Below are 25377 nucleotides of genomic sequence, written 5' to 3'. Positions count from 1 at the left end.
CGCGCATCGCCCAACCCCGATGACGTGCGCCCGGCGCCCATCGCCCACGGACCGCATCCCCCCGTACCGGCAACAACCGGGCGAACAGCGGGACGTGGCCATCTCCACGCCACCCGGAATTCCTTGTTCGGTACGTCCGAGGGGGAGTCATAGCAAGCGCTTGTCGCTACATTTTGACATGCTCGCCGCATCAATCTCCCCCTCTGTCACTCCGCAGGAGGCACTTCCCCATGCGCAGACTCCTCGCCGGCCTGGCGGCAACTGCCGCGGCCCTGGGCGGGCTCTCGGTGGCCGCCGCCACACCGGCCGCCGCCGCGACCTCGGGCAGCTTCAGCGTGCTCACCTACAACGTCGCCGGGCTGCCCGAGTCGCTGTCCAGCGCCTCGACGCCGCGCGACACGAGCACCACCGCGATCGGCACGCGCATCGCCCCGTACGACATCGTGAACGTGCAGGAGGACTTCAACTACCACGCCTACCTGTACTCCACCGACACCCACCCCTACCGGACCGCGACCAGCGGCGGCGCGGGCATCGGCAGCGGGCTCAACACGGTCTCCGACTACGCCTGGGACGGGGACGACTTCGAGCGCGTCCGCTGGAACTCCTGCCAGATCGACTCGGGCGACTGCCTGACCCCCAAGGGCTTCACGTTCATGCGGGAGCGCCTCTCCGAAGGCGTGTACGTCGACTTCTACAACCTGCACACCAACGCCGGCACCAACGACGGCGACGAGGCCTCCCGCGCCGACAACCTCACCCAGCTGACCTCGTTCATCAGCACCCACTCGGCGGGCAACGCCGTCGTGGTGATGGGTGACACGAACACCCGCTACACCCGCTCCGCCGACACCATCGCCGAGTTCGGCGCGGCCAACGGCCTCACCGACGCCTGGGTCAAGCTGATCCGCGGCGGCTCCGCACCGGCCAAGGGCAGCGACGCGCTGGTGTGCGACCAGACCGGCGCCACCGTGCCCAACACCTGCGAGGTCGTGGACAAGGTCCTCTACCGCAGCAGCAAGCTGGTCACGCTCAACGCGACCTCGTACAACAACGAGCACGCCAAGTTCCTCACCTCGGACGGGCTGATGCTCTCCGACCACGACCCGATCACGGTCGGCTTCACCTGGTCGCAGAACGCGGACTTCCAGCTCAGCGACCAGTTCGGCGGCCCGCACGGCGACTACTACCAGGACATCGACAGCGTCCCGGCCGCCGCCCGCGCCACCCGGATCTCGCTGCGCTCCGGCTCCCGCGTCGACCAGGTCGGCGTCACCCTCGCCAACGGCACCACGCTCACCCACGGCGGCACGGGCGGCACCGCGTCCTCACTGACCCTGGGCAGCGGCGAGTACGTGACCTCGGCGTACCTGTGCGAGGGCAAGTACAGCGACACCACGCGGATCTACTACGCCAAGTTCACCACCAACCTGGGCAACACCCTGGCCGGTGGCACCACCACCTCGGACTGCGTGACCCGCACCGCCCCGTCCGGCTGGCAGATCGCCGGCTTCCACGGGCGCTCCGGCGACGAGGTCGACAAGGTCGGCTTCATCTACACCAAGCGCTGACGGACCGCGCGACCCGGCGACACCGCAGGCCGGTCGTGGGCCGGATCATCCGCCGACCACGGGTGATCCGGCACCGCGCGTCCCGCCCCCGCTACCCGAACGCCGGCGGCACCAGTCGCCCGCGCGAGATGAGCGAGGTGGCCTGCTTGAGGCGGTGGACGTGGATGCTCACGCCGTAGCCGTCGATGCCCGGGACGGCGGCGACCCTGGTGGTCAGATAGCGGTACAGGTCCTCCGTGTCGCGGCAGATGACGACGACCATGATGTTGGAGTCACCGCTGATCGCGGCGGCGAAGGCGACCTCGTCGTGGGCCGCGAGCTCTTCCCCGACGCGTTCCAGGCGGGCCGGGGCGACGCGCAGCCACAGGGTGGCGTTGAGCGCGAACCCCAGGCGCGCGGAGAGCAGTTCGACGTCGTAGGCGAGCGCTCCCGAACTCTCCAGGGCGTCCAGCCGGCGGGCCACGCGGGCCGTGGACCAGCCGGTGACGTCGGCGAGCTGGGTGTGCGTGGCGCGGCCGTCGTCCGCGAGCGCGCCGAGCAGCGGGGTGTCCTCGTCGGTGAGCCGCACGGGCGGGCCCGTCGGCAGGTCGGACCGGTCGCCCACGAGGCCTTGGATCTGATGGGGCGTCAAGTGACCGCCGTAGCCCGTCCAGTCGCTCACTCCAGACCTGCCGAACGGATGGATGAGCAGGTCGATGCTGACGTCCAGGACCGAGGCGGACTTGGGGAGTTGACGCAGCAGGACGTCGTCGCGCGGCACGTGCACGGGTGCGCTGATGACGCAGATGATCTCCGAACCGCCGGACGCGAGGCCCGCGTAGGCGATGTCGGGACGGCGGGCGAGGGCGTCGGCCAGCGGGCCGACCCGGTCGGGGCGGCAGCGGATGCGGGCCACCCAGCGCGCCTGGCCGTGCACGGAGGGGTCGATCAGACCGACGACCCGCATCACCCCGGCCCGGCGCAGGGCGTGGAAGCGGCGGGCGGCGGTCTGCTCCGAGACCCCCGCGACCTCGCCGATCACCCGGAACGAGGCGCGTGGCGCGCACTGGAGTGCGCGGAGGATTTTCCCGTCGACTTCGTCGGTCATGGAGAAAGTCTGCCATCAGTGAGCGGCTCGATGGATGTTATGGGACGCTTCCCGGTTCCACGTTGGTGATTGTGCATGGGGAAGCCGATCCTGGGGCGCGTGCCTGTTCGAGTTCGAGGGCACCGCGTTTCCAGAAGGAGAGTTCCCCGTGAACGTCACGACCCCGGCGAGCGGGCGGCCCGATCGACGGGCTGCCACCCTCGTGATGGCCTGCCTCGGCGTCTTCGTGGCCTACCTGCCGGTGACCACGGTCGCCGTGAGCCTGCCCGCCATCCAGTCGGCGCTGCACGCGTCGACCGCCCAACTGTCCTGGGTCCAGGACGCGTTCGTCCTGCCCATGGCCGCGTTCATCCTCACAGCCGGTGTCTTCGGCGATGTGCACGGACGTAAGAAGGTGTTCCAGGCGGGTCTGCTGTTCTCCGCGACCGGTGCCGCCGTGGCACTGTCCGCGCAGTCGGTGCACGTGCTGTGGATCGGCCAGGCCTTCGCCGGACTCGGCGCGGCGACCCTGCTGCCGACCACGCTGGCGCTGATCAGCCACGCGGTGCCCGACCACCGGGAGCGCGGCAAGTTCATCGGCCTGTGGGCGACCGCGCTCATGGCCGCGCTGGCGATCGGCCCGCTGATCGCCGGTGTCATCCTCGACCACACCTCCTGGCGCTGGATCTACCTCGTCTCGGTACCGGTCCCGCTGATCGCGCTGGGCGTCGCCGCCCGGCTGCTCCCCGACTCCCGCGCCCCGCACGGCCGCAGGCTCGACTGGCCCGGCCAGCTCACCGCGACCCTCGCCATCACCGCGCTCGTCTACGGCGTGATCGAGGGCGGCGCCGGTTCGTTCACGGACGTCAAGGTCATGGTGGCCCTGTTCACGGCGGTGGCCGGCGGGATCGCGTTCGTGCTCGCCGAGCGGCGCAGCGACAGCCCGATGCTGGATCTGACGCTGTTCCGCAGCCCCGCGTTCACCGCCACCACCCTGGTCGCGATGATCACCTTCCTGGCGCTGATCGGCTTCTTCTTCCTGCTCAGCCTGTACTTCGGCCTGGTGCAGCAGCTCGACACGCTCCAGGCGGCCTGGCGGCTGCTCATGGTCACCGCGGCGGCGATCGTGGTCGGCCAGCCGGTCGGCCGGCTCATGCACCGGGTCGCCCCGCGCGTCCTGATCACCGGGGGTCTGCTCGTGATCTCCGGCGCGCTGTTCTCGCTGACCGGCGTCGACTCCGGCACCTCGTTCGGGTCGATCGCCTGGCGGCTGGCGCTGCTGGGCCTGGGCATCGGCACGGTCCTGACACCGATGACCGCGACCGCCGTGGCCTCCGTGCCGCATCAGCAGGCGGGCATGGCGGCGGCCGGCAACAACGCGTTCCGCCAGGTCGGCGGCGCGCTCGGGCCGGCCGTCCTGGGCGCACTGCTCTCCACCAGGGCGCTCAACACGTTGCCCGGTCACCTCACCGACGCCGGGGTGACCGGCGCGACCCGGCAGAGCATCGTCTCCACCGCCGACGCGAACGGCCTCGGCGCCGTGGCCCACATGAACCTCGGCGCGGACACCGGCCGGGCCCTGGGCGCGCTGAGCGAGTCCTTCCTCGACGGCATGCGGCTGTGTCTGGTGGTCGCCGGGTCGCTGACGCTCCTCGCGGCCCTGGTGTGCGTGCTGCTGCTGCGCCGCCCGCGGCAGGACGCCGCTTCCGCGTCGGCTCCGGTGGCCGGTGGGAGCACCGCCACCACCGGGACGCCGGCCCCGGTCGCGACAGCGGGAACGGACCCGGCGCCGCGCCGCTGAGCCACGAAGCACCCACGGGCGGGGCCCTGTCGCACACCGACGGGATCCCGCCCGCTGTCACCTCCGCCAGTCTCGCCGCGTCCAGAACGGGCAAGGACGGCCAGGTCACCGAGAACGCCGGCTGGTCCGGCGCCGGTCCCGCGTGAGGGCATACCGGATCCAAACCGCCGTCATGCCATTCCCGAAGCGGTTCTCCCCAGCCTGGGACTTGTCAGCGGATCCCGCCGACATCATCTGAGACTGGAGACTGTCATGACCCACACCATCGAGCCCGTCGACGCGGCATTCGTGCTGTCCCTCCAGAGCATGGAGATCGAGACCCCGACCAGCTCCATCGTCTTCAGCTGCAGCTCCTGTGCCATCACGAGCTGCTGACACCACCTGAACACGGCGGTCCCGACGGCACCGGCCACCTTGCGGCGGCGCCGTCCGGGACCACCTCCGGGTTCGTATTCACGCAGGCGAAAAAGGGGCGGGCCGAGATGCAGTTGCCATGGGAGAACGTACTGCCGTACATGAACCACGATCCGCGGTGGTTCGAGGACTTCAGCCGGCGCGCGCCGAGCAGTGAGCATCTGCGCGAGTACCAGGCGGTCGTGCCGGACGCCTGGCGGACCTGGCGCCGCGGCTACTGGGTCATCGCCGAGCCGCCGGGCGCGCCCGTGGTCGGCGAGGGCTGGAAGCTGCATGTCTCGGCGACCTCGCGCACCAGCGCGGAGACCCTGCGGCGGTCGCTGCCGGTGCTGAGGGACGCGGGAGTGCGCTTCAAGTTCCTGATGGACCCGATGGCGGTGCGCGAGGCCAACGGCAAGACGTTCCCGCGCGCCTCCAGCGGGAAGTTCATCACGGTCTATCCCGAGGACGACACTCAATTCCGGTCTGTCGCAGCGGAGTTGACGGAGGCGTTGCGGGGTTTCGAGGGGCCGTACGTCCTGTCCGACCGGCGCTGTCCGGGCTCGCGCGTGGTGTCCTACCGCTACGGCGGGTTCGTCAGCCATTTCGAGCTCCAGCCGCTGGGGCTGCGGGACCTGATGATGAGGGCTCCGGACGGCTCACTCGTCCGGGACGTGCGCACCCCCTTCTGGCACGCGCCGAGTTGGGCCCGCGACCCGTACGCCGACGCCGAACCGGCGACGGGCACGGCCGCCACCGCAGCCGCCTCCTCCACCGGGAAAACTACCGCTGCGGCCCCCAAGGGCACCGCCGGTACGAGCCAGGGCCTGCTCCACGACCGGTTCAAGGTCGAGAGCGCGCTGGCGTTCAGCAACCGCGGCGGCATCTACCGCGGCGTGGACACCGAGACGGGCGCCGACGTCGTCCTGCGCGAGGCCCGGCCCGGTGTCGAGGTGGGGCCCGAGGGCATCGACGCGGTCCATCTGCTGCGCCACGAGTACGAGTTGCTGACGGAACTGGCGGACACCGGACTGTTCGTGCGCCCCGTCGCGTACTTCGAGCAGTGGGAGCACGCGTTCATCGCCGAGGAGCACATCGACGGCAGCCACCTCGGTCATCTCAGCGTCACCCACAACCCGTTGTACGGCCTGGACCTGACGGCGGCCGGACTGACCGACTACTACGACCGGTTCAGGCTGCTGTGGCTCCAGGTCGCGGACGCGATAGCAGCCTGCCACGAACGCGGCATCGTGCTGGGCGACCTGTCCCCGACCAACATCATGGTCACCGCGGACGACCGCATCCGTGTCATCGACCTGGAGTCCGCCTTCCACGAAGGGGTCGGCGGCGGCGCCGGGCTGGGCACTCCCGGCGCGGTCACCCGGCGGGCGATGGCCAACGGACAGGGCGACCGGCGCTCCGACTACTACGCGCTCGGCGGGATCATCCTGTGCTGCGTCCTGACCTGCCAGCAGAACGACCTCGTCGACCACGCCGTACCCCTGCGCCTGCTCGACTCGGTGGCCGCCGATCTCGCGCTGCCCGCCGAACTGGTCGCGCTGATCCGGGACCTCTACGACGAGGACGCGCCGCTGCCCGACCCGGCGGTCCTGCGCCGCCGTCTGACCGACCTGCCGTTCACCACCGCCTGGCGCCGACTGCCGCCGCTGGCCGAGCGCGTGACCCCGGCCCCGGAGTCGGAGACCGGCCTGCGCAAGCGCATCGCGGCCACCCTCGACGGCGTCGCACAGTACCTGCGCACCACCGCCGACCCGCAACGCGAGGACCGGCTCTTCCCGGCGGACATGCTGGTCTTCGAGACCAACCCGCTGTCCGTCGCGCACGGCGTCTACGGCTGCCTCCACGCCCTGCACGTCACGGGCAACGAGGTGCCGGACACCTTCCTGGCCTGGGCGCTGCGCAGACCGGCCGGTCCCAAGTCGCTGCCGCCGGGCCTCTATTACGGCTCGGCCGGCGTCGCCTGGGTGCTCTCGGAGCTGGGCCACCACGACATCGCCGTGCGGGTCCTGCGCGACTCCGCCGGGCATCCGCTGCTGCACACCGAGCCGGGTGTGCTGACCGGCGCCGCCGGGCACGGCATGGCCTGTCTGCGGCTGTGGCGCGACACCGGACGCACCGAGTTCCTCGACCGGGCCCGTGACATCGGCAAGCACTTCGCGCAGACCGCGGTGAGCGCCCGGCACGAGAACGGCCGGGCCCACTGGCCGGGTTCGGGCGGGCAGACCCCGGTCGGCTACGGCGAGGGCGCGTCCGGTGTGGCCATGTTCCTGCTGGCCCTGCACGCGGCGACCGGCGACCCGGCCACCCTCGAACTCGGCCGCGCCGGGCTGGAGTTCGACCTGTCGTCCGGGACGTACGCGCCCTCCGGGCTGCTGTCCTTCCCGCCCGTCGCCGCCACCGACGAACCGGCCGCCGTGCTGCGCCACTACTGGGACGAGGGCACCGCGGGCATCCTCACCACCCTGCTGCGCTACCACCAGGTGACCGGCGACGCGTCGCTCCGCGCGCACATCGAGGCGCTGCTGCCGGACGTGCGGCGCAAGTACACGACGTTCCCCCAGCTGTTCCACGGGATCAGCGGACTCGGCAACGCCCTCCTGGACGCCTACGAGTTCCTGGGCGACGCCGAGCTGCTGGGCGACGCGGAGCGGGCGGCCGAGGCGGCGCTGTGCAGCGCGGTGCAGCGGCCCGAGGGAGTGGTGTTCCCGGGCGAGCAGACGGTGCGGGAGAGCTGCGACCTGGCGACCGGTTCGGCCGGGGTCGCGCTCTTCCTCGACCGGTTCCGCACGACCCGCCCCGGTGCGCGCACCAACACCAACTTCCTGCTGGACGACCTGCTCGCGCCGACCGGGCCCGGCGCATGACCGCCACCGCGCCCCTGAACACGGTGCAGACCCAACGCCTCGGCCGCAACCGGGAGTTCCGGCTGCTGTGGATCGGGCAGGCACTGTCGGACTTCGGCTCGTCGATGACGTTCGTCGTGCTGCCGCTGGTCCTGCTGGCGGCGGGCTACTCCGCCACGGTGGCCGCCACCATCGGCACCACCTCCCTCGTCATCGCCCTGGTGACCCGCATGCCCGCCGGCTACCTCAGCGACCGCTACGACCAGCGCACCCTGATGCTCGTCTGCGACCTGCTCCGGATGTGCGCCGTGGGGGCGGTGGCGCTCTACGTCCTGCTGCGCCCGGTGCCGATCGCGCTGGCGCTGGCGACCGTGATCGTCTCGGACACGGCCCTGGAGGTGTTCCGGCCGTCCCAGAACAAGGTGATCCGCCGCATCGTCCCGCCCGAACAGCTCGGCGCCGCGATGTCGTTGAACCAGGCGCGGGCCTACGGCGCCGACATCGCCGCGCCCGCCGCGGCCGGGCTGCTGCTGTCGCTCTCCCCCTCCGTGCCGTTCACGGTGGACGCGCTGACCTTCGGCGCCTCGGCGCTCTGCGTGGCGGCGGCGGTCCGGTCGAGGCGCGCCCCGGCGGAACCACCTCCGCAGCGCGTCCGCTTCCGTACCGAATTCACCGCGGGATGGCGGTACTTGATCAGGGACCGTTTCATGCGCTGCTCCGCCGCGTACTTCGCGGGGCTCAACGTGGCGTTCTCCGCCCTGGCGTTCGCGCTGATCCTCGGCGTGGGCCGCCGGCCGCACGGCGCGGTCCTGGTGGGAACGGCCATGAGCGCGGCGGCGGTCGTCGGCCTGACCGGCTCGCTCCTCACCCCGCTGTTCCAGCGGCATGTCCCTCTGAAGGTGACCCTGGCGGCGGCGCCCGCGCTGGGGGCCGCCCTGCTGGCGGTCGCCTGGACCTGCGGCAGCACCGTCGCGTTCGTCGCCGGGTTCTGCGCGCTGTGCCTGCTCACCCCGGTGAGTTCGGCGACGTTCGCCACGATCATGGCGGTCGCGGTGCCGGAGGAGATCTACGGCCGGGTCGCCACCACCAGCAGTCTGCTCGCCCAACTCCTCCAGCCCTTGGGGCCGTTGGCCGCCGGGCTGCTGCTGGCCCAGATGTCGCTGTCCTCGGCGGCTGCGCTCTTCGCGGTGGCGCTGGCCCTGCTGGCCGGTGTCCCCCTCGTCCTGCCCGAGCCGTCCGCCCGGTCCACCACCCCAGCGCAGGACAGGAGTTCCTCGTGAGCACAGCACAGCGCCACCTCGACACCGACGGCACCGGTCCGGCCGTCCGCCTCTCCGTGCTGGACGTGGGCGCGACGGACGGCCGGGTCCCGCCCGGCCGGGCCGTCCAGGAGATCGCCGAGCTGGCGCAGGTCGCCGAGGAGTGCGGGTTCCACCGGTTCTGGGTCGCCGAGCACCACGGCTCCCCCGACCTCGTCAGCAGCGCGCCGCCGGTCCTCATGGCCCACATCGCCGCCCGCACCCGGCGCATCCGGGTCGGCTCGGGCGGCGTGATGCTCCCCAACCACGCCCCGTACGTCGTCGCCGAACAGTTCGCCACCCTGGGCGCCCTGCACCCCGGCCGCATCGACCTGGGCCTGGGCCGTTCCTCGAACACCGCCGGCACCCCGGCCTACCGCGCGGCCCTGGAGTCGGCACTGCGCCGCGACGCCAGAGCGATGGTCGAGTTCCCCGCGCTGATCGACGAACTCACCGAGTTCCTCGACCCGTCGGACGACCCGTCCCGCCTGCCGGACAACCCGGCCCTGCACCTCTCCCCCCGTGTCGAGGCACCGGCCGAGGTGCACGTCCTCGGAGCGGGCGAGGGTTCGGCCCGTACCGCGGCCGAACGGTCCCTGCCCTTCGTCTACGGCCACCACCTGGGCCGTTCCAAGTGCCGCCCGGCGGCGGTGGAACGGTACCGGGCGGCCTTCGTCCCCGGCCCGCACGACGCCCGCCCCCATCTGATCGCCTCGCTCAACGTGCTCTGCGCGGGCAGCGACGACGAGGCCGAGCGGCTGGCCCTGCACGCGGCGCGCGTCTCCGTCCGGCAACGCACGGGCTCCGCCGCGCAGGCGTCCCCGCCGTCGGCCCGGGAGGACTTCCTGGCCCGCAGGTTCCTGGAGGACCAGCAGGTGGTGTACGGCGGGCGGGACACGGTGGCCGAGGCCGTCGGCCATCTGGCGGACGCCCTGGGCGCCGACGAGATCATGGTCGTCCCCGTGGACCCGACCGGGGCGGAACGCCGCCGGACCCTGCGCACGCTCACCGGGCGTCAGGGGCCGGTCTCGACGCATCTGGCGGTGGCGGGGGCCGGGCGCCCGGCCCATTCCTGAACGGCCGGGAGGCCTCGGGGCCGGCCGGTCAGGTTCTCGCCGCCGGCCAGCATCGAGCGGTACCGGGCCTCGAGCACCGGACTGGGGCCCAGGCCGAACTCCCCGGCGAGGAACTGCCGGTAGTCGTCGTAGACGGCGAACGCCTCGGTCTGCCGGCCGAGTTGGAACAGCGTGGTCATGTGGGCGGCCCGCAGGCGTTCGCGGTGCGGGTGCAGGACCGTCAGCTCGGCGATGGTGCCGACGACCGCACGGGCGTTGCCGAGCCACAACTCGGCCTCGGCCCAGTCCTCGTAGCCCTGCAAGTACCCGAGATCCAGGCGCTCGGCCTCGTCGGACAGGGCCCGCGAACGGCGGAGTTCCGGGAGCGCGGGTCCGTTCCACAGGCCCAACGCCCGTTTCAACAGAGCGGCGGCGAGCGGGAGTTCCCCCTTGTCCGCCGCCTCGCGTCCGGCGTCGGCGAGTTCGCGGAACCGCAGCGAGTCCAGCTGACCGTCGTCCACGCTCAGCAGATAGCCGCCGACTCCCCGGACCAGCCGTCCGCCCGCGCCGACGCCGTCCAGGAGCCGTCGCAGCGCCCAGACGTACACCTGGACGTTCTTGCGGGCCGTCCGGGGCGGCCCGTCCTCCCACAAGGCGTCCACCAGTACGTCGACGGAGACGACGGTGTTGGGGCGGCACAACAGCATGGCGAGCAGCATGCGTTGTTTGAGCGGGCCGAGCGGCGGGGCCCCACCCGCGGCACCGGCGACGGCCAAAGGCCCCAGTACGGAATATCGAACGTCACCGGGGTGCGGCCCGGTCGTCCCTGCATTCATCCGTTCCCTCCGCGTCGGACCCACCGGTGAATTCGGCACCCGGTCACGACCACCGTGAGCCCCCGGCCTGCGCCTGTCGCGTCCGGTTCCGCTGAACGGAACCGGGACCACCGGTAGGCGGGGCGGGCCGGGACCCCGCGCAGCGGATGTGATGGGAAATGCCGTGAATGCCTCTCCTCTTCTTGCGGTGACAGCCGCACGGGATATGCCGCAACTCAATTGGCTGCGCTATATTTCACGCCTCAACTCCCTTTGCGTGCGGGCGTTTTCCGCTCTCCCCTTCCGCCTTCCGCCTTCCGCCTTCCGCGAATTCTTTTCGCCCGGGACGTCACCACTCGTTTCCCCCTCCGTGATACGCCTCACCGAAAGCCCCCCACTCCGTGGCCATCACCCTGCACGAGGACCGGCCGCCGGCCGGTCGCCATGCAGCCGTTCCGTCCGGCAGCCTGTTCCGACGGATCTACGCACCCCGCACCAGCGACGCCCTGGCGTTCTCCATGGCGACGTACGCCATGCCGTTGCTGGTCCTGACGATCACCCGCTCGGCGTCGCTGACGGGTCTGGCGTTCGCGCTGGAGTGGACGCCGCGGATCGCCGCGTTCGTGCTGGCCGGGAACGTGGTGGACCGGCGCGGCGCGGCCATCGTGTGTTTCGTGGCCTCGCTACTGCGGGCCCTGGTGCTGGCGGGGGCGGCCGTGGCGCTGACGATGCTGCCGCGCGGCACCGCGGAGACGGTGACCGTGCTGGTGCTGGCCGCGGTGACCGGCACCCTCACCCAGTTCAGCTTCGTCGCGAACGAGGCGGTGGGCGCGATCGTCACCCGGCGGGCGGAGCACCGGCCCCACGGAGTGCAGTCGGTGCTCATCGGCATCGACCAGACCGCCATGCTGGTCGGCCCGCTGCTCGCGGGTTTCCTGCTGCTGGTCGGACCCGGCTGGATGCTCGGCTGTCTCACCGGACTCTCCCTGCTGGCGGCCGTGCTCGGCCTCCAGACCCCGCCCACCCCGCTGCGCGCCGGCCGCCCGGTCGGCGAACGCACCCCGGGCGGTCTGCGGACCGGGCTGCGCATGCTGCGCCGACTGCCGTCCCTGCGCTGGCTGGTGGCGGGCCTGGCCTGTTCCAACCTCGCGCTCGGCCTGCTCCAGTCGGCGAGCCCCGTCATCGTGGTGGAGAACTTCGGCCGCTCCTCCGCCGACGTGGGCACCCTCTGGTCGGTGGCCGCCGCCGCCACCCTGCTCGCGATCACCTGCTGCCGGCTCGCGCTGAGCCGCGTCGACCTGTGGGGGGTGGGAGTGGTGTGCGCGACGTTCGCCTCGGCGGCCTGTCTCGCTCTGCCCCAAGCCCCGTCCTACGCCGCCTACACGGTGCTCATCGCGCTGTTCATGGCGGGCGACGGCGGGCTCACCGTGGTGCTGCGGACCCTGCGTTCGCTGGTCATCCCGGCCTCGGCCTTCGGCACCACGCTCTCGCTGACCATGCTGCTCCTGCTGCTGCCCTTCCCGGTGGCCGGCATCCTCGTCGCCGTCACCCCGCCGACCCGGCTCGACACGGTCGTCCTGTGCTGCGCCGCCGTCCAGGCCGTCGCCCTGGCCATCACCTTCGCGCGGCTCCGCCACGAGCCGACGCTACGCGCGTCCGGCCACGCCGTGCTCCCGAACGAGCCGTCGCCGAGCCCGCGGTGACCTCGCCGTAATTCGGTTGTCCGCGCGCCCCGCGCATCGGCAGGCTTGCGCGGTGCAGAAGGACTTGAACCCGGGCTGTCTGGACTGGGACGAGGTCGACCCCGCTCGTCATCCGTTCGACCCGGAGGAGGCGGCGGAGACGGTGCGTTCACTCGGCCCGGCCCACCGGATGCCTCCCCGCCCCGACGTCCCCTTCGGCGACTCCGCTCTGCACGAGTGGAGTCGGGACCTGGCGAGGCCCTGGGCCGACGCCATGTCGTATGCCCTGGCCGAGCACTACGGCGCCTGGGCCACGGGCTGGCGCTGGGCGCACGACGAGGGGGACTACGGCGGCGGGCCGGTCGGCAGCTGGTGCTGTGTGCCGCACTCGTTCACCACGCCGGAGGAGACCCTCGACCGGGTCGTCGACGGCCTGTGCGAGTGGCGCGACTGGCTGGAACGGCTCGCGGAGCGGTTCGAGGCGTTCCCGCTGGACCTGTCGGACGTGACGGACCAGCGAATCCTGTGGGAGTGCGCCGCCCGCAACCTGATCCTCCAGGCCTACGACCGCACCGGTTCCGGCAGCGGCTGGTACGGACACTGCCGTCAGGTCCTCTTCTGGTTCCTCAGCCGCTGGCACGTGGACCCCGAAATGGCACGGGAGTTGGTCGACGAGGCGATCGACGGCCGGTTCAGGAGCTGGACCGGCCCCGACCGGGTCCTGGTCGACGACGTCGCGGAACGCCTCGCCCTCTCCCTGCGGCCCGACGACGCCGTACGACCGCCCGCCTCCGGCCCGTTGCCGGACCACCTGCGGAGCTGGCTCGCGGTCCGCGCGGCCACACGGTGGGAGGACGCGCCGGACGGCGGCGGTGACGGGCCGGTGACTCCCGCGCGCGACGGCGCCGCGGAGTACGTGCGCGCCTTCGACCGCGCCGTCTCCACCGCCCGCGGCGAGGGCCTGCTCACCGCTCTGGACCTGGTGAGGGCCGACGCGACACGCGGTGTGACCCTCGATGTCGAGGTGCTGCGCGGCTGGCAGCGGCACGTCCTCGGCACACCCGGACCACCGCCGCTCCGCACCCTCCCGGCCTTCGCCAAGAACGGCCGGGAGCGCTACGGCCTCGGCCCCGGCCTCCGCGAACGCCTGGACGCCTGCCTGGCCGAGAGCGCGCGGGACGCCGGCCGCCCCCTCCCGCTGACCGCCCGGGCCGCCCGCGCCTGTCTCGACGTGTGCTTCTTCCATCCCTTCGACGACGGCAACGCCCGCGCCGCCTTCCTCGCCCTGGTCTTCGTGCTGGCCCGCGAGGGCGTCGCCCTGGACTCGGTCACCCTGCTCCGCTGTATCAGCCACGCGGCGGACAACCCGCAGAGCGGCATGATCCTTGCCCGGTACGTGGACGTCCACCTCACGGAGACCCGCCGCCGCGCCCCGTCAACCACCGTGTAGAGGCGGCGAGTTCACCGGCGCGGGGCGACCGGGCGCGGGGAGTGCGGTCGGGTCTCAGGCCCACGCCGTCACCGGTACGAACGAACTGTCCGTCCGGAACAGGTCCGTGCCGTCCGTCGGGTCCACGCGCAGTTGGTAGTTGTAGTGGCGCAGGTAACGCCCGGGGTAGTTGTACGACTCCAGGCGCAGCGCGCCCGTGGTGGTGCCCGTCCGGGCGTAGAACGTGGCGTCCCCAGCGAAGGCGGCCGTGCCGTCGTAGGCGTCGAAGCGGCCCCGGAAGTCGTAGTGGCGCAGGTAGTTGCCGGCCGTGTCCCGGAACGAGAAGCCGGTCGCGTCGGCGAGTCCCGCGACGACGCTGAACGTGGACGCCTGTTTCAGGGCGGTGGTGCTGGAGCCGGTCACGACCGGCAGGTTGAGCAGTCCGGACTGCTCCTGCCAGTAGCGGGTCGGGTAGTTGGCGGACTGGAAGGACCGGGTGACGCCGGTCGCGAGGCTCGGGCCGCCGGTCACGGTCTCCTTGATGACCGTGAAGTGGCGTGCCGTGCCGGAGAGGGTGGTCAGCGCGGTCGGCGCGGACCAGGTCGCGAAGGTGTCGTAGCTGTCGCTGCAGTAGTAGTTCCCGTCGCCGTAGCCGTCGAAGAAGATCCGCCAGCCTCCGTTGTCGAGCCGCACCACCGAGGGGCCCTCGCGGTAGCTGCCCCAGCCGGCCCAGTCGCCGGTCCTCGTGAGCGTGTAGGGGCCGGTGAGGCTGGTGGCGGTGCCGTACTCGATGTACTTCGCCGTCTCGTTCTTGGTGAAGGCGTGGTAGGTCGAGCCGGTCCGCACGATGTAGGTGTCGATGTGGTTGGGGCCGATGCCGGACAGGGCGACCGGTGAACTCCATTCCGTCAGCGCGGAGTTGGTGGCCCTCAGCCGGTAGGGCGTGAAGATCCACTCGTCGTCGGTGGTGGAGCAGGACACGATGACGTTGACACTGCCGTCGGCGTCGACGAACCACTCGGGCGCCCACGCGCGCGACAGGCCGGTGATCGGGACCGGGTAGTCGTAGAGGAACGTCCAGCCGAGCCGGTCGGCGCTGCGGGCGAAGCCGATGGTGGTGCTGACGTCCTGCCAGGTGTGGGTGGTGTACGTCAGGTAGTAGTAGCCGTCGGTGTGCCGGAACACGGACGCGTCGCGGATGCGGTTGCTCGGCGGGGTGTACGCGGCGGAGCGGACGAGCCGGAAGTCGGTGGCGTCGTCGGACTGGTAGACGTCGACGGTGCCGTCGTCACTGTTGAGGAACGGGACGATGGTGTACCGGGTGGCGTAGCCGCTCGCCGGTGCGGCGGCCTGGGCGGTGCCGAGCAGTCCGGGGGCCTCGCCCAGGACGAGCGCCGTGGCGGGCAGGGTGGCCAGCGCGCGCAGGAGGGTGCGGCGGGACGGTGTGGGGGGACGTGTGGTCACGGGCGGCTCTCCCGGAGACTCGGACGTTCGCGATCTCGAACGCGGTTCGTCAATTCGATCAGAAGGTAGGGGTGGGACAGGAACACGTCAATGGTGCGCGCAGCACCCGCTGATCTCTGTGGGGCAGCTGTGACGCAGACCGAACTACCCGCGTGTCAGAGGAAGTTGCCGCATCCGCGGCGCACCGGGCCGCCGGACGTTACCGTTCGGTAGACCCGCGCGCTCCCGGAGGTGCCCGCCATGACGCCCGACCGCTCCGCAGGCCTGGCCGAGTCCGCCCGCGCCCTGGCCGCCGGCGAGGTGACCTCCCGCGCCCTCACCGAACAGGCCCTGGCGCGGATCGAGTCGACCCAGGGCTCCCTCAACGCCTTCCGGATCGTCCGCAGGCAGGCCGCGCTCGCCGAGGCCGACGCGGCGGACGCGCAACTCGCCGCCGGAGCAAGGAAACCGCTCCTCGGAGTGCCGGTCGCCGTCAAGGACGACATGGACGTGGCGGGCGAACCGACCGCGTTCGGCTGCCGGGGCACGTTCCCGCCGGCCGCCGAGAACGGAGAGGCGGTACGACGGCTGCGGGCGGCCGGAGCGATCGTCGTCGGAAAGACCAACACCTGCGAGTTCGGGCAGTGGCCGTTCACCGAGGGGCCGGCGTTCGGCGCGACCCGCAATCCGTGGAACTCCCGCCACACGCCCGGGGGTTCGTCCGGCGGCTCGGCGACCGCGGTGGCCGCGGGGCTGGTCCCGGCCGCGCTCGGCTCGGACGGCGCCGGTTCGGTCCGCATCCCCGCCTCCTGGACCCACCTCGTCGGCGTCAAACCGCAGCGCGGGCGCATCTCGACCTGGCCGCGCGGCGAGGCCTTCCACGGCATCACGGTCAACGGCACCCTCACCCGCACGGTCACCGACGCGGCCCTGCTCCTGGACGCGGCGAGCGGCAACCACGCCCGGGACCCGCACCGCCCGCCCGCGCTCACCCTGACCGACGCGGTGGGCCGCGACCCCGGCCGCCTGCGCATCGCCCTCGCCCTGAAACCGCCGTTCACCGCGCTGCCCGCCCGGCTGCGCCCGGACGTACGGGCCCGGGTCCTCGAACTGGCCGACACACTCGCGCGGTTGGGCCACACGGTCGTGGAGGACGATCCGCCCTACGGCCGGATCGGACTGGGTTTCCTCCCCCGCGCCACCGCCGGCATCGCCGAGCGGGTCCGCGAGGCACCGCACCCCGGACTCCTCGACCGCCGCACCCTGGAGGCCGCCCGCCTCGGCCGGCTGCTGGGCGGGGCCCCGCTGCGGGCGGCCCGGCGCGCGGAGGCCGTCCTGCACGACCGGATCGGCGCGTTCTTCGGGATGTACGACGTGGTCCTCGCACCGACAACCGCCCTTCCCCCGCCCCTCGTCGGCGCGCTGCACAACCTCGGCGGTCCCGCCACCGACCGCGCGATGGTCGCCGCCTGCCCCTACGCCTGGCCGTGGAACGTCCTCGGCTGGCCCGGCGTCAGCGTCCCCGCCGGTTTCGTGGCGGACGGACTCCCGGTCGGCGCCCAGCTGTTGGGCCCCTCGCACAGCGAACCGCTGCTCCTGTCGCTCGCCGCGCAGGCGGAGGCGGAACTGCGCTGGCACGAGCGGTGGCCGGAGCCCGCCGCTAACTCCCCGGCGGCACGGGCGGGTCGGGCCCGTACCCTGTGACCATGCAGGATGCGTCGATGGTCGGGCTGATGGGACGGGTCACCGGGACGATCGGACCCGGACTCGTCGGCGAGGTGATCGTCCGGGTGCGCGGCGGCGCCGAGCACTTCCTCGCGTACGCCGCCGCGGGCACGGACCGGATCGAGCCGGGGACGGTGGTGATGGTGGTGGAGTACCTGCCGCCGCGGACGGTCTACGTCACCCAGGCATACGACAGTTGAGCCGGCTCCCTCGCAGGTGAGAGCTGTCCGGGGGCGCATGCGTCAAGATTGCAACAAGGATCCGTCAGCGTCTGTACCCCGCTCCCGGGCGGGAGCACACTCCCTTCGTTCGGTGCCGAAAGGGCACCATCACAAGGGGGCGAATGCCGATGGTCATCGGCGTCGTGGCGGGGGCGGCGGTTGTCGCCGTGCTCGTACTGATCGGTCTGTTCAAGGCGATGTGGCGGGTCGCCGAGCCCAACGAGGCACTCATCATCTCGGGTTCCAAGCACCGCACCGAAGGCCTTGAGGAAGGCATGGGGTTCCGCATCGTCACGGGGCGCGGCACGCTCGTGATGCCCGGAGTGCAGGCGGTGCGCAAGATCTCGCTGGACCTCAACGAGACCGAGCTGCACGTGGATTGCGTGACCACGCAGGGGATTCCGCTCAAGGTGCGGGGCGTGGTCATCTTCAAGGTGGGCGACGACTTCGTGTCGATCGCCAACGCGGGACGGCGTTTCCTCGACCAGCAGAAGATGATGTCGGAGCGGGTGCACAACGTGTTCGCCGGTCATCTCCGGTCCATCGTGGGCGGGTTGACGGTCGAGGACATGATCCGCGACCGGGACAAGCTGACGGGGCAGACCCGGGCCGCGTGCGGTACGGAGATGGAGAAACTGGGTCTGATCGTGGACTCGCTGCAGATCCACGAGATCGAGGACCCGACCGGGTACATCAAGAACCTCGCGATGCCGCACGCGGCGGCCGTGCAGCGGGACGCGCGCATCGCGCAGGCCGAGGCCAACCGGCTGGCCACCGAGGCCGAACAGAAGGCCGCGGCACGGATGTCGGAGGCCACCCGGGACAGCGAGATCCTCCAGGCCGGCTACCAGGCCGAGCGCGACAAGGCGGCGGCGAAGGCCCGCCAGGCCGGCCCGCTCGCCGACGCGGCCGCCCGGCAGGACGTCGTCGTACAGGAGACCCGGATCGCCGAACTCGACGCGCTGCGGCGGGAACAGCAGCTCCAGGCGGACGTCCGCAAGCCCGCGGACGCCCAGGCCTACGAGACCCGGGCGCGCGCCGAGGCCGAGCGCGACGCACGGATCTCGGCGGCCCAGGCCAAGGCGCAGGAGACCGAGTTGGCGGCGGCGGCCGAGGCGAATCGCGTCAAGGCGGCGGCGGTCGCCGAGGCCGAGGCGACCAAGGCACGCGGTGCGGCGGCGGCCACGGCGACCAGGGCGACCGGTGAGGCCGAGGCGGCGGCCGCCCAGGCGAAGGGTCTCGCGGCGGCCGAGGCGACCAGGGCACAGGGTCTCGCCGAGGCGGAGGCCATCAAGGCGCGGGCCGCGGCCCTCGCCGAGAACCAGGAGGCCGTGGTCGCGCAGCAACTGGCCGAGAACTGGCCGGAGATCGTGCGGGCGGGCGCGTCCGCGTTCGGCAGCGTCGACAACATGGTGGTCCTCAACGGGGCCGACGGCATGGCGGACATGCTCGCCAAGGCGCTCACCATGGGCGGCACGGGTCTCGGTCTGGCCCGTCAGCTGCTCGCCTCGATGAACCAGAACGAGCCCGTCCCGAACGGGCAGCCCCTGACCGGGACTTCGGGTCTCAACGGGGTCACCGCACCGCCGGCGCAGAAGGTGTCGGTGGACAAGGAGTAGGACAAGGAGTAGAAGGGCGCAGCGCCGAGGAGGAGTGATCGTCCGACCGGTGCCCGGCGTCCGGGGTCACGGAGGCACGTTCTAAGGTGCCTCCGTGACCGCCTATACCGATGAGAACGTTCCGGGCCGCTTCGGCCCCACCGCCACCACCGAGGCCGACCCGCGCGAGGTCGGCAGGGTCCGTACCGAGTACTCCCCCGAGCACGACGGCGACCCGGACCCCGGCGAGATCGTCTGGACCTGGGTGCCGTTCGAGGAGAACGACGGCCGGGGCAAGGACCGCCCGGTGCTCGTGGTGGCCCGTGAGCCCGGCGGGACCCTGCTCGCCGTCCAGCTGTCCAGCAAGCGCCACGACGGCGACCGCGAGTGGGTGGCGATCGGCAGCGGCCCCTGGGACAAGTCCGGGCGCGACTCGTGGGTCGACGTGGACCGCGTCCTGCGCCTGCACGAGGACGGCATGCGGCGCGAGGCCTGCGCGATCGACCAGATGCGCTTCAACCTCGTCCGGCACCGGCTGCACGAGCGCTACGGCTGGACCTGACCGGCCCGGTCCGCACGGCTAGCTCCGGAGCAGGCGCTCCGGAAACGTCCGCAGGAACGCGTCCCGGACCGTCGCACCCGGTGTGCGGTCCAGGACGCCGAACACCACGTGCTCGAAGGCCGCGGCGAACCGTCCGCCCGGCCCGAGCAGCGCGTGGAAGGCGCCCGCGACCTGGACCGGGTCGTTCCGGAACACCCCGCAGCCCCAGGCGCCCAGGACCAGCCGCCGGTAGCCGTGCAGGACGGCCGTCTCCAGCACCCGCTCCGCCCGGACGGCGAGCGCCCGCGGCAGCTCGGCCGCGCGCTCCGGTGCCGTGCGCAGCACCACCCCCGCGTTCGGCGCGGCGGCGGTCAGGAAACCGGCCGTGTACGGCTCGTCCAGGAGGCGGCCCCCGTCCTCGCGGAAGACCGGGACGGCCGGTGAGTGGATGACCCGGTCCGTGTAGAACGGATCGCGGTGGGCGCGGTGGTGGTCGTAGAAGGCACGGGCTTCCAGCAGGCAGGTGTACAGCGCGGAGGCGCGGCACAGGGCCTCTTCCTGGGCCTGCGCGCCGTTCAGGAAACCGCCGCCCGGGTTGCGGGCCGAGGCGAAGTTCAGGACGGCGACCGGGCCGGTGAGACGGCGGGCGACCTCCAGGCTGCTCTCGCCGGTCACCTCGATGACCGTCCCGGCGGGTGGGAACGGCGGTGCCGGCACCGGTTCCGGGCCGTACAGGCGGGTGCCCGCGCGGGCGGTTTCCGTCTCGGCGGCGATGGACACCTCGCGCCCGTCCGCGGCGCGATAGGCCCCGGCCGCGACGATCCGCTCGGTCTGCTGTGCGATGCCGCGCAGGCGCGCGCTCATGGCATAACCCCCGTGTACGCCATGAGCGCGCGCCCCGCGATCTCCCCCGCGATCTCCCCCGCGATCTCTCCCGGGTTCTCCCCCGTCGTGCTCATACGTTCATCGTGAGCGATGCTGGTCGTGCGGTGCAACGGAGTTTCCGGGCCCCGCCAACGGCCGGCGAACCGGAGATTACCAATCCCGAACGTGGCAATACGCACCCTTGTGCGACCAGCCGCGAGGGTCTTGGGTGGGACGAGTGTGCCGCCCCGGGCCCAACAGAAACCGGGCCGGTGGCATGGTGGAATCTCAGGAGGATCCCGACATGTCCGATACGGCAAGTGACTGCGGCGACTGTACGGAGCCCCGCACCGCGGTCACCGAACCCGAGGTGGAAGCCCTGGTCAGGGGCATCTGCTTCAAGACCGGTCCGCCCCGCACGCTCGGGGTCGAAGTGGAATGGCTCGTCCACGAGCTGCGCCTGCCGCAGCTCCCCGTGACACCCGAACGACTCGAAGCGGCCTACTCCGCTCTCAGGACCGTGCCTCTGCGGTCGGCGCTCACCGTCGAGCCCGGCGGCCAGCTGGAACTCAGCTCGTCGCCCGCCGCCTCCCTGATGGAGTGCATCGGTTCCGTCTCCGAAGACCTGGACGCCGTCCGCGCCGTCCTGCGCCGCGACGGCCTGGGACTGGTCGGTATCGGCCACGACCCCTGGCATCCGCCGCGCCGGTTCCTGCACGAGCCGCGCTACGACGCCATGGAGCGCTGTCTCGACCGCACCGGTCCCGCGGGCCGCCGCATGATGTGCACCTCGGCGTCCGTGCAGGTGTGCCTGGACGCCGGTCACGAGGAACCGGGCCCGCTCGGCCTCGGGCGGCGCTGGTGGCTGGCGCACCAGCTGGGCGCGGTCCTGGTGGCCGCGTTCGCCAACTCACCGCTGGTCGGCCGCGGCCCCACCGGCTGGCGCTCCACCCGGCAGCTCATCTGGATGGAGATCGGTGCCGGCCGCGCGGGCGGTCCGCGTCTGGACGCGGCGCCGCGCGACGCCTGGACCGACCTCGTCCTGGACGCGCCGGTGATGTGCATCCGGCGGGACAGCGGACCGTGGGACGTCCCGGAACGGCTGACGTTCCGGGAGTGGATCAGATCGGGCTCGCCGAGACCGCCGACCCGGGAGGATCTCGACTACCACGTCTCGACGCTGTTCCCGCCGGTCAGACCGCGCGGCCATCTCGAACTGCGCATGATCGACGCGCAGCCCGGGGACGACGGCTGGATCGTGCCGCTGGCCGTGACGACGGCGCTGTTCGACGACCCGGAGGCGGCCGAGACCGCGTACCGGGCCGTGAAGCCGCTGGCCGAACGGGCCCAGGGCCTGCCCGCGCCGCACAATCCGCTGTGGATCGACGCGGCCCGGCACGGCCTGTCCGACCCGGAGCTTCAGGAGGCCGCCCTCGTCTGCTTCGCCGCGGCGCTGGAGGCCCTGCCCCGGCTGGGCGCCACCGCCGGAGTCATGGACGCCGTCCGCGCGTTCTTCGACCGCTACGTCGTGAGGGGCCGCTGCCCCGCCGACGATCTGCTCGACCGCGTGCGCGGTACGGACAGCCGCCCGCACGGGAAGGACATCCGCACATGACCGACGCCGACATCGCCGCCGACGCAGGCATCCCTGCCGACACCTCGGCCGACATCGACATCGAGGCGCTCAGGCAACGGGCGTTGACCACCCTGACCACGGCCCGGGACCGCACCACGCTGCTCACGAGCTGCGTGGACGAGCCCGAACTCACCGCCCAGGTCTCGCCGTTGATGTCCCCGCTGGTCTGGGACCTCGCGCACATCGGCAACCAGGAGGAGCTGTGGCTGCTGCGCGCCGTCGGCGGCCGGGACGCGATGCGCCCCGACATCGACGGCCTCTACGACGCGTTCGAGCACCCGCGCTCGGAACGCCCCTCGCTGCCGCTGCTGCCGCCCGAGGAGGCACGACGGTACGCGGCCGAGGTGCGCGGCCGTGTCACGGACGTCCTGGAGAGCCACGCCTTCCGCGGGGACCGGCTCACCGACATGGGCTTCGCCTTCGGCATGGTCGCCCAGCACGAACAGCAGCACGACGAGACGATGCTGATCACCCATCAGCTCCGCACCGGGCCGCAGGCGTTGACGGCCCCGGACCCGGAGCCGGTCCCGCTGTTCACGGGTCCGTCCGAAGTCCTCGTCCCCGGCGGCCCGTTCACGATGGGCACCTCCACCGAGCCGTGGGCGCTGGACAACGAACGGCCCGCGCACCGGCGGGAGGTGGCCTCGTTCCACATCGACACGACCCCGGTGACGAACGGCGCGTATCTGGCGTTCATCGAGGACGGCGGCTACGACGACCCGCGCTGGTGGACGACGGAGGGCTGGGCGCACATCCGCCGCAACTCCGTCACCGCGCCCGGGTTCTGGCGCCGAGAGGCGGGCCAGTGGCTGCGGCGCCGGTTCGGCGTCACGGAGGCCGTGCCGCTCGACGAGCCGGTGGTGCACGTCTGCTGGTACGAGGCGGACGCCTACGCCCGCTGGGCCGGACGGCGGCTGCCGACCGAGGCCGAATGGGAGAAGGCGGCCCGCCACGACCCGACGGCGGACCGCTCGATGCGCTACCCGTGGGGCGACGCCGACCCGGCGCCCGAACACGCCAACCTCGGCCAGCGCCATCTGCGCCCGGCCCCGGCCGGCAGCTATCCGGCGGGCGAATCACCGCTGGGCGTGCGGCAGTTGATCGGTGACGTGTGGGAGTGGACGTCGAGCGACTTCCTGCCCTACCCGGGGTTCAGGGCGTTCCCGTACAAGGAGTACTCGGAGGTGTTCTTCGGCCCGGAGTACAAGGTGCTGCGGGGCGGTTCGTTCGCGGTGGACGAGGTGGCCTGCCGGGGCACGTTCCGCAACTGGGACTATCCGATCCGGCGGCAGATCTTCTCCGGCTTCCGCACAGCCCGCTCGGGAGCCGTCTGATGTGCCGCCACCTGGCGTACCTGGGACCCGAGGAGCCGCTCGGCCGGCTCCTCGTGGACCCGGAGCACAGCCTGTTCCGGCAGTCCTGGGAGCCCCGGCGGCAGCGGCACGGCACGGTCAACGCCGATGGTTTCGGGGTGGGTTGGTACGCCGAGGGCGACCCGGTGCCGGGCCGCTACCGGCGGGCCGTGCCCATCTGGGGCGACCCGTCCTTCGCCGACCTGGCCCGCGTGGTCCGCTCGGGGGCGCTGCTGGCCGCCGTGCGGGACGCGACGTTCGCGGGCGCCGACGGGGAAGCCGCGGCGGCGCCGTTCGCCGCGGGCCCCTGGCTGTTCAGCCACAACGGCGCCGTCACCGGCTGGCCCCGGACAGTGGCGGCACTGGCCCGGCACCTGCCGCCGGTCGACCTGTTGTCCCTGGAGGCACGCTGCGACTCGGCGTTCGTCTGGGCCCTGGTCCTCGCCCGGCTCCGGGCGGGCGACGACATGGGCCAGGCACTGGCCGACACGGTGACGGAGGTCGCCCACGCGGCCCCCGGCTCCCGCCTCAACCTCCTTCTCACCGACGGCGAGACGATCGCCGCCACCGCCTGGGGCGACACCCTCTGGCACCTCGCGCGGCCCGGCCACGGCACGGTCGTGGCCTCCGAGCCCCACGACGACGACCCGCACTGGCAGGAGGTTCCCGACCGCACACTGCTCACCGCGACCCGCACCGAGGTCCTCCTCACCCCCCTGAAAGACCTCGCACCACCGAAGGAGCCCCGCACGTGAGTCCGTTCCTTCTCACCCGCACCCTGCCCGAGGACGCCACCGACGCGGCGCTGCGCGCCGACGTCCTGGAGGGCCTCACCGGCACCCCGAAGACCCTCCCGCCGAAGTGGTTCTACGACGCCCACGGCAGTGAACTCTTCGAGCGGATCACCGAGTTGCCCGAGTACTACCCGACCCGCGCCGAACGGGAGATCCTCGTCGACCGCGCGGCCGAGATCGCCGCGGCGACCGGCGCCCGCACACTCGTCGAGCTGGGCTCCGGCTCCTCGGACAAGACCCGCCATCTACTGGACGCGTTCACCGGCCTGGCCGTGTACGTCCCGGTCGACGTCAGCGAGAGCGCGCTCACGCAGGCCGGGCACGCCCTCGTCGAGGAGCGTCCCGGGCTCGCCGTGCACGCCCTGATCGCCGACTTCACCGGCGACCTCACCCTGCCGGAGACCCCGGGCCCACGTCTGCTGGCGTTCCTCGGCGGCACGATCGGCAACCTGCTCCCGGCGGAACGCGCCACGTTCTTCGCCGGACTCCGCTCGCTCCTCTCCCCCGGCGACGCGCTGCTCCTCGGCACCGACCTGGTCAAGGACGAGGACGTCCTGGTCAGGGCGTACGACGACGCGGCCGGGGTGACGGCCGCGTTCAACAAGAACGTCCTGACCGTCGTCGACCGCGAACTCGGCGCGGACTTCGACGCCGGCGCCTTCGACCACGTCGCCCTCTGGGACCGCGACCACGAGTGGATCGAGATGCGGCTGCGGTCCCGCGCGGACCAGACCGTGAAGATCCCCGCGCTCGATCTCGCCGTCGACTTCACGGCGGGCGAGGACCTGCGCACCGAGATCTCCGCGAAGTTCCGCAAGGAGGGCGTGCGGTCCGAACTGGCCGCCACCGGGCTGGAGTTGACCCATTGGTGGACCGACCGGGAGGGACGCTTCGCGCTGTCACTGAGCGTGGTGCGCTGATCCCGGGTGACGGGCCGTCTCGCGCGCCGCCGCGCCGTGGGGCACGGTGGAGTGACGCGTGACGCGCCCGTCACGGCCGAGAGGAGCACCCGCATGTCCGAGCACACGTACCGGGTCACCGAGATCGTCGGCACCTCTCACGAGGGCATCGACCAGGCCATCCGCAACGGCGTCGCCCGCGCCGCCCAGACCCTCCGCGGCCTCGACTGGTTCGAGGTCACCCAGGTCAGGGGCCAGATCGAGGACGGCCGGATCGAGCACTACCAGGTCGGCCTGAAGGTCGGCTTCCGTATCGAGGACGAGGACTGA

21 protein-coding genes are annotated in these 25377 nt (G+C 72.3%); 17 read left to right on the top strand and 4 right to left on the bottom strand.

The annotated features are described in order from the left end of the window. The first annotated feature begins 230 nt into the window (after positions 1-230). Positions 231-1571 carry a jacalin-like lectin gene (locus ACIPTO_RS32630; protein ID WP_401198130.1) on the top strand — a complete coding sequence of 447 codons (1341 nt, stop codon included), beginning with the start codon at positions 231-233 and terminating at the stop codon, positions 1569-1571. A gap of 91 nt (positions 1572-1662) precedes the next feature. On the opposite strand, the gene ACIPTO_RS32625 is transcribed toward ACIPTO_RS32630, so the two are convergent. Beyond that, positions 1663-2658 (bottom strand): Lrp/AsnC family transcriptional regulator, encoded by a 996-nt coding sequence (locus ACIPTO_RS32625; protein ID WP_401198127.1) that lies wholly within the window; start codon positions 2656-2658, stop codon positions 1663-1665. A gap of 148 nt (positions 2659-2806) precedes the next feature. Here ACIPTO_RS32625 and ACIPTO_RS32620 point away from each other — a divergent pair, with 148 nt between their 5' ends. The 5 genes from ACIPTO_RS32620 to ACIPTO_RS32600 all read left to right on the top strand — a co-directional run bounded on the left by ACIPTO_RS32620 (position 2807) and on the right by ACIPTO_RS32600 (position 10069). Next, positions 2807-4438, top strand: coding sequence for an MFS transporter (locus tag ACIPTO_RS32620; protein WP_401198124.1), 1632 nt, complete (start codon positions 2807-2809; stop codon positions 4436-4438). A gap of 252 nt (positions 4439-4690) precedes the next feature. Continuing rightward, positions 4691-4813: a hypothetical protein gene (locus tag ACIPTO_RS32615; protein WP_366322917.1), complete on the top strand. Its 123-nt coding sequence runs from the start codon at positions 4691-4693 to the stop codon at positions 4811-4813. Positions 4814-4920: 107 nt separating this feature from the next. After that, positions 4921-7716 carry a class III lanthionine synthetase LanKC gene (lanKC, locus tag ACIPTO_RS32610; protein ID WP_401198121.1) on the top strand — a complete coding sequence of 932 codons (2796 nt, stop codon included), beginning with the start codon at positions 4921-4923 and terminating at the stop codon, positions 7714-7716. After that, positions 7713-8975, top strand: coding sequence for an MFS transporter (locus tag ACIPTO_RS32605; protein WP_401198118.1), 1263 nt, complete (start codon positions 7713-7715; stop codon positions 8973-8975). Before lanKC ends, ACIPTO_RS32605 begins: the two co-directional genes overlap by 4 nt. Further along, entirely contained in the window at positions 8972-10069 is a 1098-nt protein-coding gene (locus ACIPTO_RS32600; protein ID WP_401198115.1) for an MsnO8 family LLM class oxidoreductase, read from the top strand. The genes ACIPTO_RS32605 and ACIPTO_RS32600 overlap by 4 nt, the downstream gene beginning before the upstream one ends. Here the strand turns inward: ACIPTO_RS32600 and ACIPTO_RS32595 are convergent. Continuing rightward, positions 10009-10767, bottom strand: coding sequence for an AfsR/SARP family transcriptional regulator (locus ACIPTO_RS32595; RefSeq protein WP_366322909.1), 759 nt, complete (start codon positions 10765-10767; stop codon positions 10009-10011). The two genes, ACIPTO_RS32600 and ACIPTO_RS32595, sit on opposite strands and share 61 nt — an antisense overlap. A 497-nt stretch (positions 10768-11264) precedes the next feature. On the opposite strand from ACIPTO_RS32595, the gene ACIPTO_RS32590 reads away from it, so the two are divergent. Then, the gene (locus ACIPTO_RS32590; protein ID WP_401198113.1) at positions 11265-12566 is read left to right on the top strand and encodes an MFS transporter; all 1302 of its coding nucleotides are present in this window, start codon (positions 11265-11267) and stop codon (positions 12564-12566) included. Positions 12567-12618: 52 nt separating this feature from the next. Then, complete coding sequence (locus ACIPTO_RS32585) at positions 12619-13995, top strand: Fic family protein (protein ID WP_401198110.1); 1377 nt, start codon at positions 12619-12621, stop codon at positions 13993-13995. A 54-nt stretch (positions 13996-14049) separates the two neighbouring features. Here the strand turns inward: ACIPTO_RS32585 and ACIPTO_RS32580 are convergent, their stop codons facing one another. Beyond that, entirely contained in the window at positions 14050-15438 is a 1389-nt protein-coding gene (locus ACIPTO_RS32580; RefSeq protein ID WP_401198107.1) for a glycoside hydrolase family 43 protein, read from the bottom strand. A 240-nt stretch (positions 15439-15678) separates the two neighbouring features. Here ACIPTO_RS32580 and ACIPTO_RS32575 point away from each other — a divergent pair, with 240 nt between their 5' ends. The 4 genes from ACIPTO_RS32575 (at position 15679) to ACIPTO_RS32560 (ending at position 19523) form a co-directional block, all read left to right on the top strand. Then, entirely contained in the window at positions 15679-17121 is a 1443-nt protein-coding gene (locus ACIPTO_RS32575) for an amidase (protein WP_401198105.1), read from the top strand. A 2-nt stretch (positions 17122-17123) separates the two neighbouring features. Further along, positions 17124-17342 (top strand): hypothetical protein, encoded by a 219-nt coding sequence (locus ACIPTO_RS32570; RefSeq protein ID WP_401198102.1) that lies wholly within the window; start codon positions 17124-17126, stop codon positions 17340-17342. 143 nt (positions 17343-17485) lie between these two features. Continuing rightward, positions 17486-18982: an SPFH domain-containing protein gene (locus ACIPTO_RS32565; protein ID WP_366322898.1), complete on the top strand. Its 1497-nt coding sequence runs from the start codon at positions 17486-17488 to the stop codon at positions 18980-18982. Positions 18983-19076: 94 nt separating this feature from the next. Next, entirely contained in the window at positions 19077-19523 is a 447-nt protein-coding gene (locus ACIPTO_RS32560; RefSeq protein WP_366322896.1) for a type II toxin-antitoxin system PemK/MazF family toxin, read from the top strand. Between the two features lie 18 nt (positions 19524-19541). Here ACIPTO_RS32560 and ACIPTO_RS32555 read toward each other — a convergent pair whose 3' ends face one another. After that, entirely contained in the window at positions 19542-20366 is an 825-nt protein-coding gene (locus ACIPTO_RS32555; protein WP_401198099.1) for a TIGR02452 family protein, read from the bottom strand. 304 nt (positions 20367-20670) lie between these two features. On the opposite strand from ACIPTO_RS32555, the gene egtA reads away from it, so the two are divergent. From egtA to ACIPTO_RS32530, 5 genes are all read left to right on the top strand, one after another. Then, complete coding sequence (gene egtA, locus ACIPTO_RS32550; protein WP_366322892.1) at positions 20671-21981, top strand: ergothioneine biosynthesis glutamate--cysteine ligase EgtA; 1311 nt, start codon at positions 20671-20673, stop codon at positions 21979-21981. Next, the gene (gene egtB / locus ACIPTO_RS32545) at positions 21978-23336 is read left to right on the top strand and encodes an ergothioneine biosynthesis protein EgtB (protein WP_401198096.1); all 1359 of its coding nucleotides are present in this window, start codon (positions 21978-21980) and stop codon (positions 23334-23336) included. The genes egtA and egtB overlap by 4 nt, the downstream gene beginning before the upstream one ends. Then, positions 23336-24109 carry an ergothioneine biosynthesis protein EgtC gene (egtC, locus tag ACIPTO_RS32540; RefSeq protein ID WP_401198093.1) on the top strand — a complete coding sequence of 258 codons (774 nt, stop codon included), beginning with the start codon at positions 23336-23338 and terminating at the stop codon, positions 24107-24109. Before egtB ends, egtC begins: the two co-directional genes overlap by 1 nt. Next, positions 24106-25068: an L-histidine N(alpha)-methyltransferase gene (gene egtD / locus ACIPTO_RS32535; RefSeq protein WP_366322886.1), complete on the top strand. Its 963-nt coding sequence runs from the start codon at positions 24106-24108 to the stop codon at positions 25066-25068. The genes egtC and egtD overlap by 4 nt, the downstream gene beginning before the upstream one ends. Positions 25069-25161: 93 nt before the next feature. Further along, a complete protein-coding gene (locus ACIPTO_RS32530) occupies positions 25162-25377 on the top strand; it encodes a dodecin (RefSeq protein ID WP_366322884.1) in 216 nt (71 codons plus the stop codon).

The organism is Streptomyces sp. NPDC090083 (assembly GCF_044747445.1).
Classification (GTDB): Bacteria; Actinomycetota; Actinomycetes; order Streptomycetales; family Streptomycetaceae; genus Streptomyces.
Note: the sequence above shows the minus strand (reverse complement) of the source record. Positions and strands in the feature narration are given on the sequence as shown.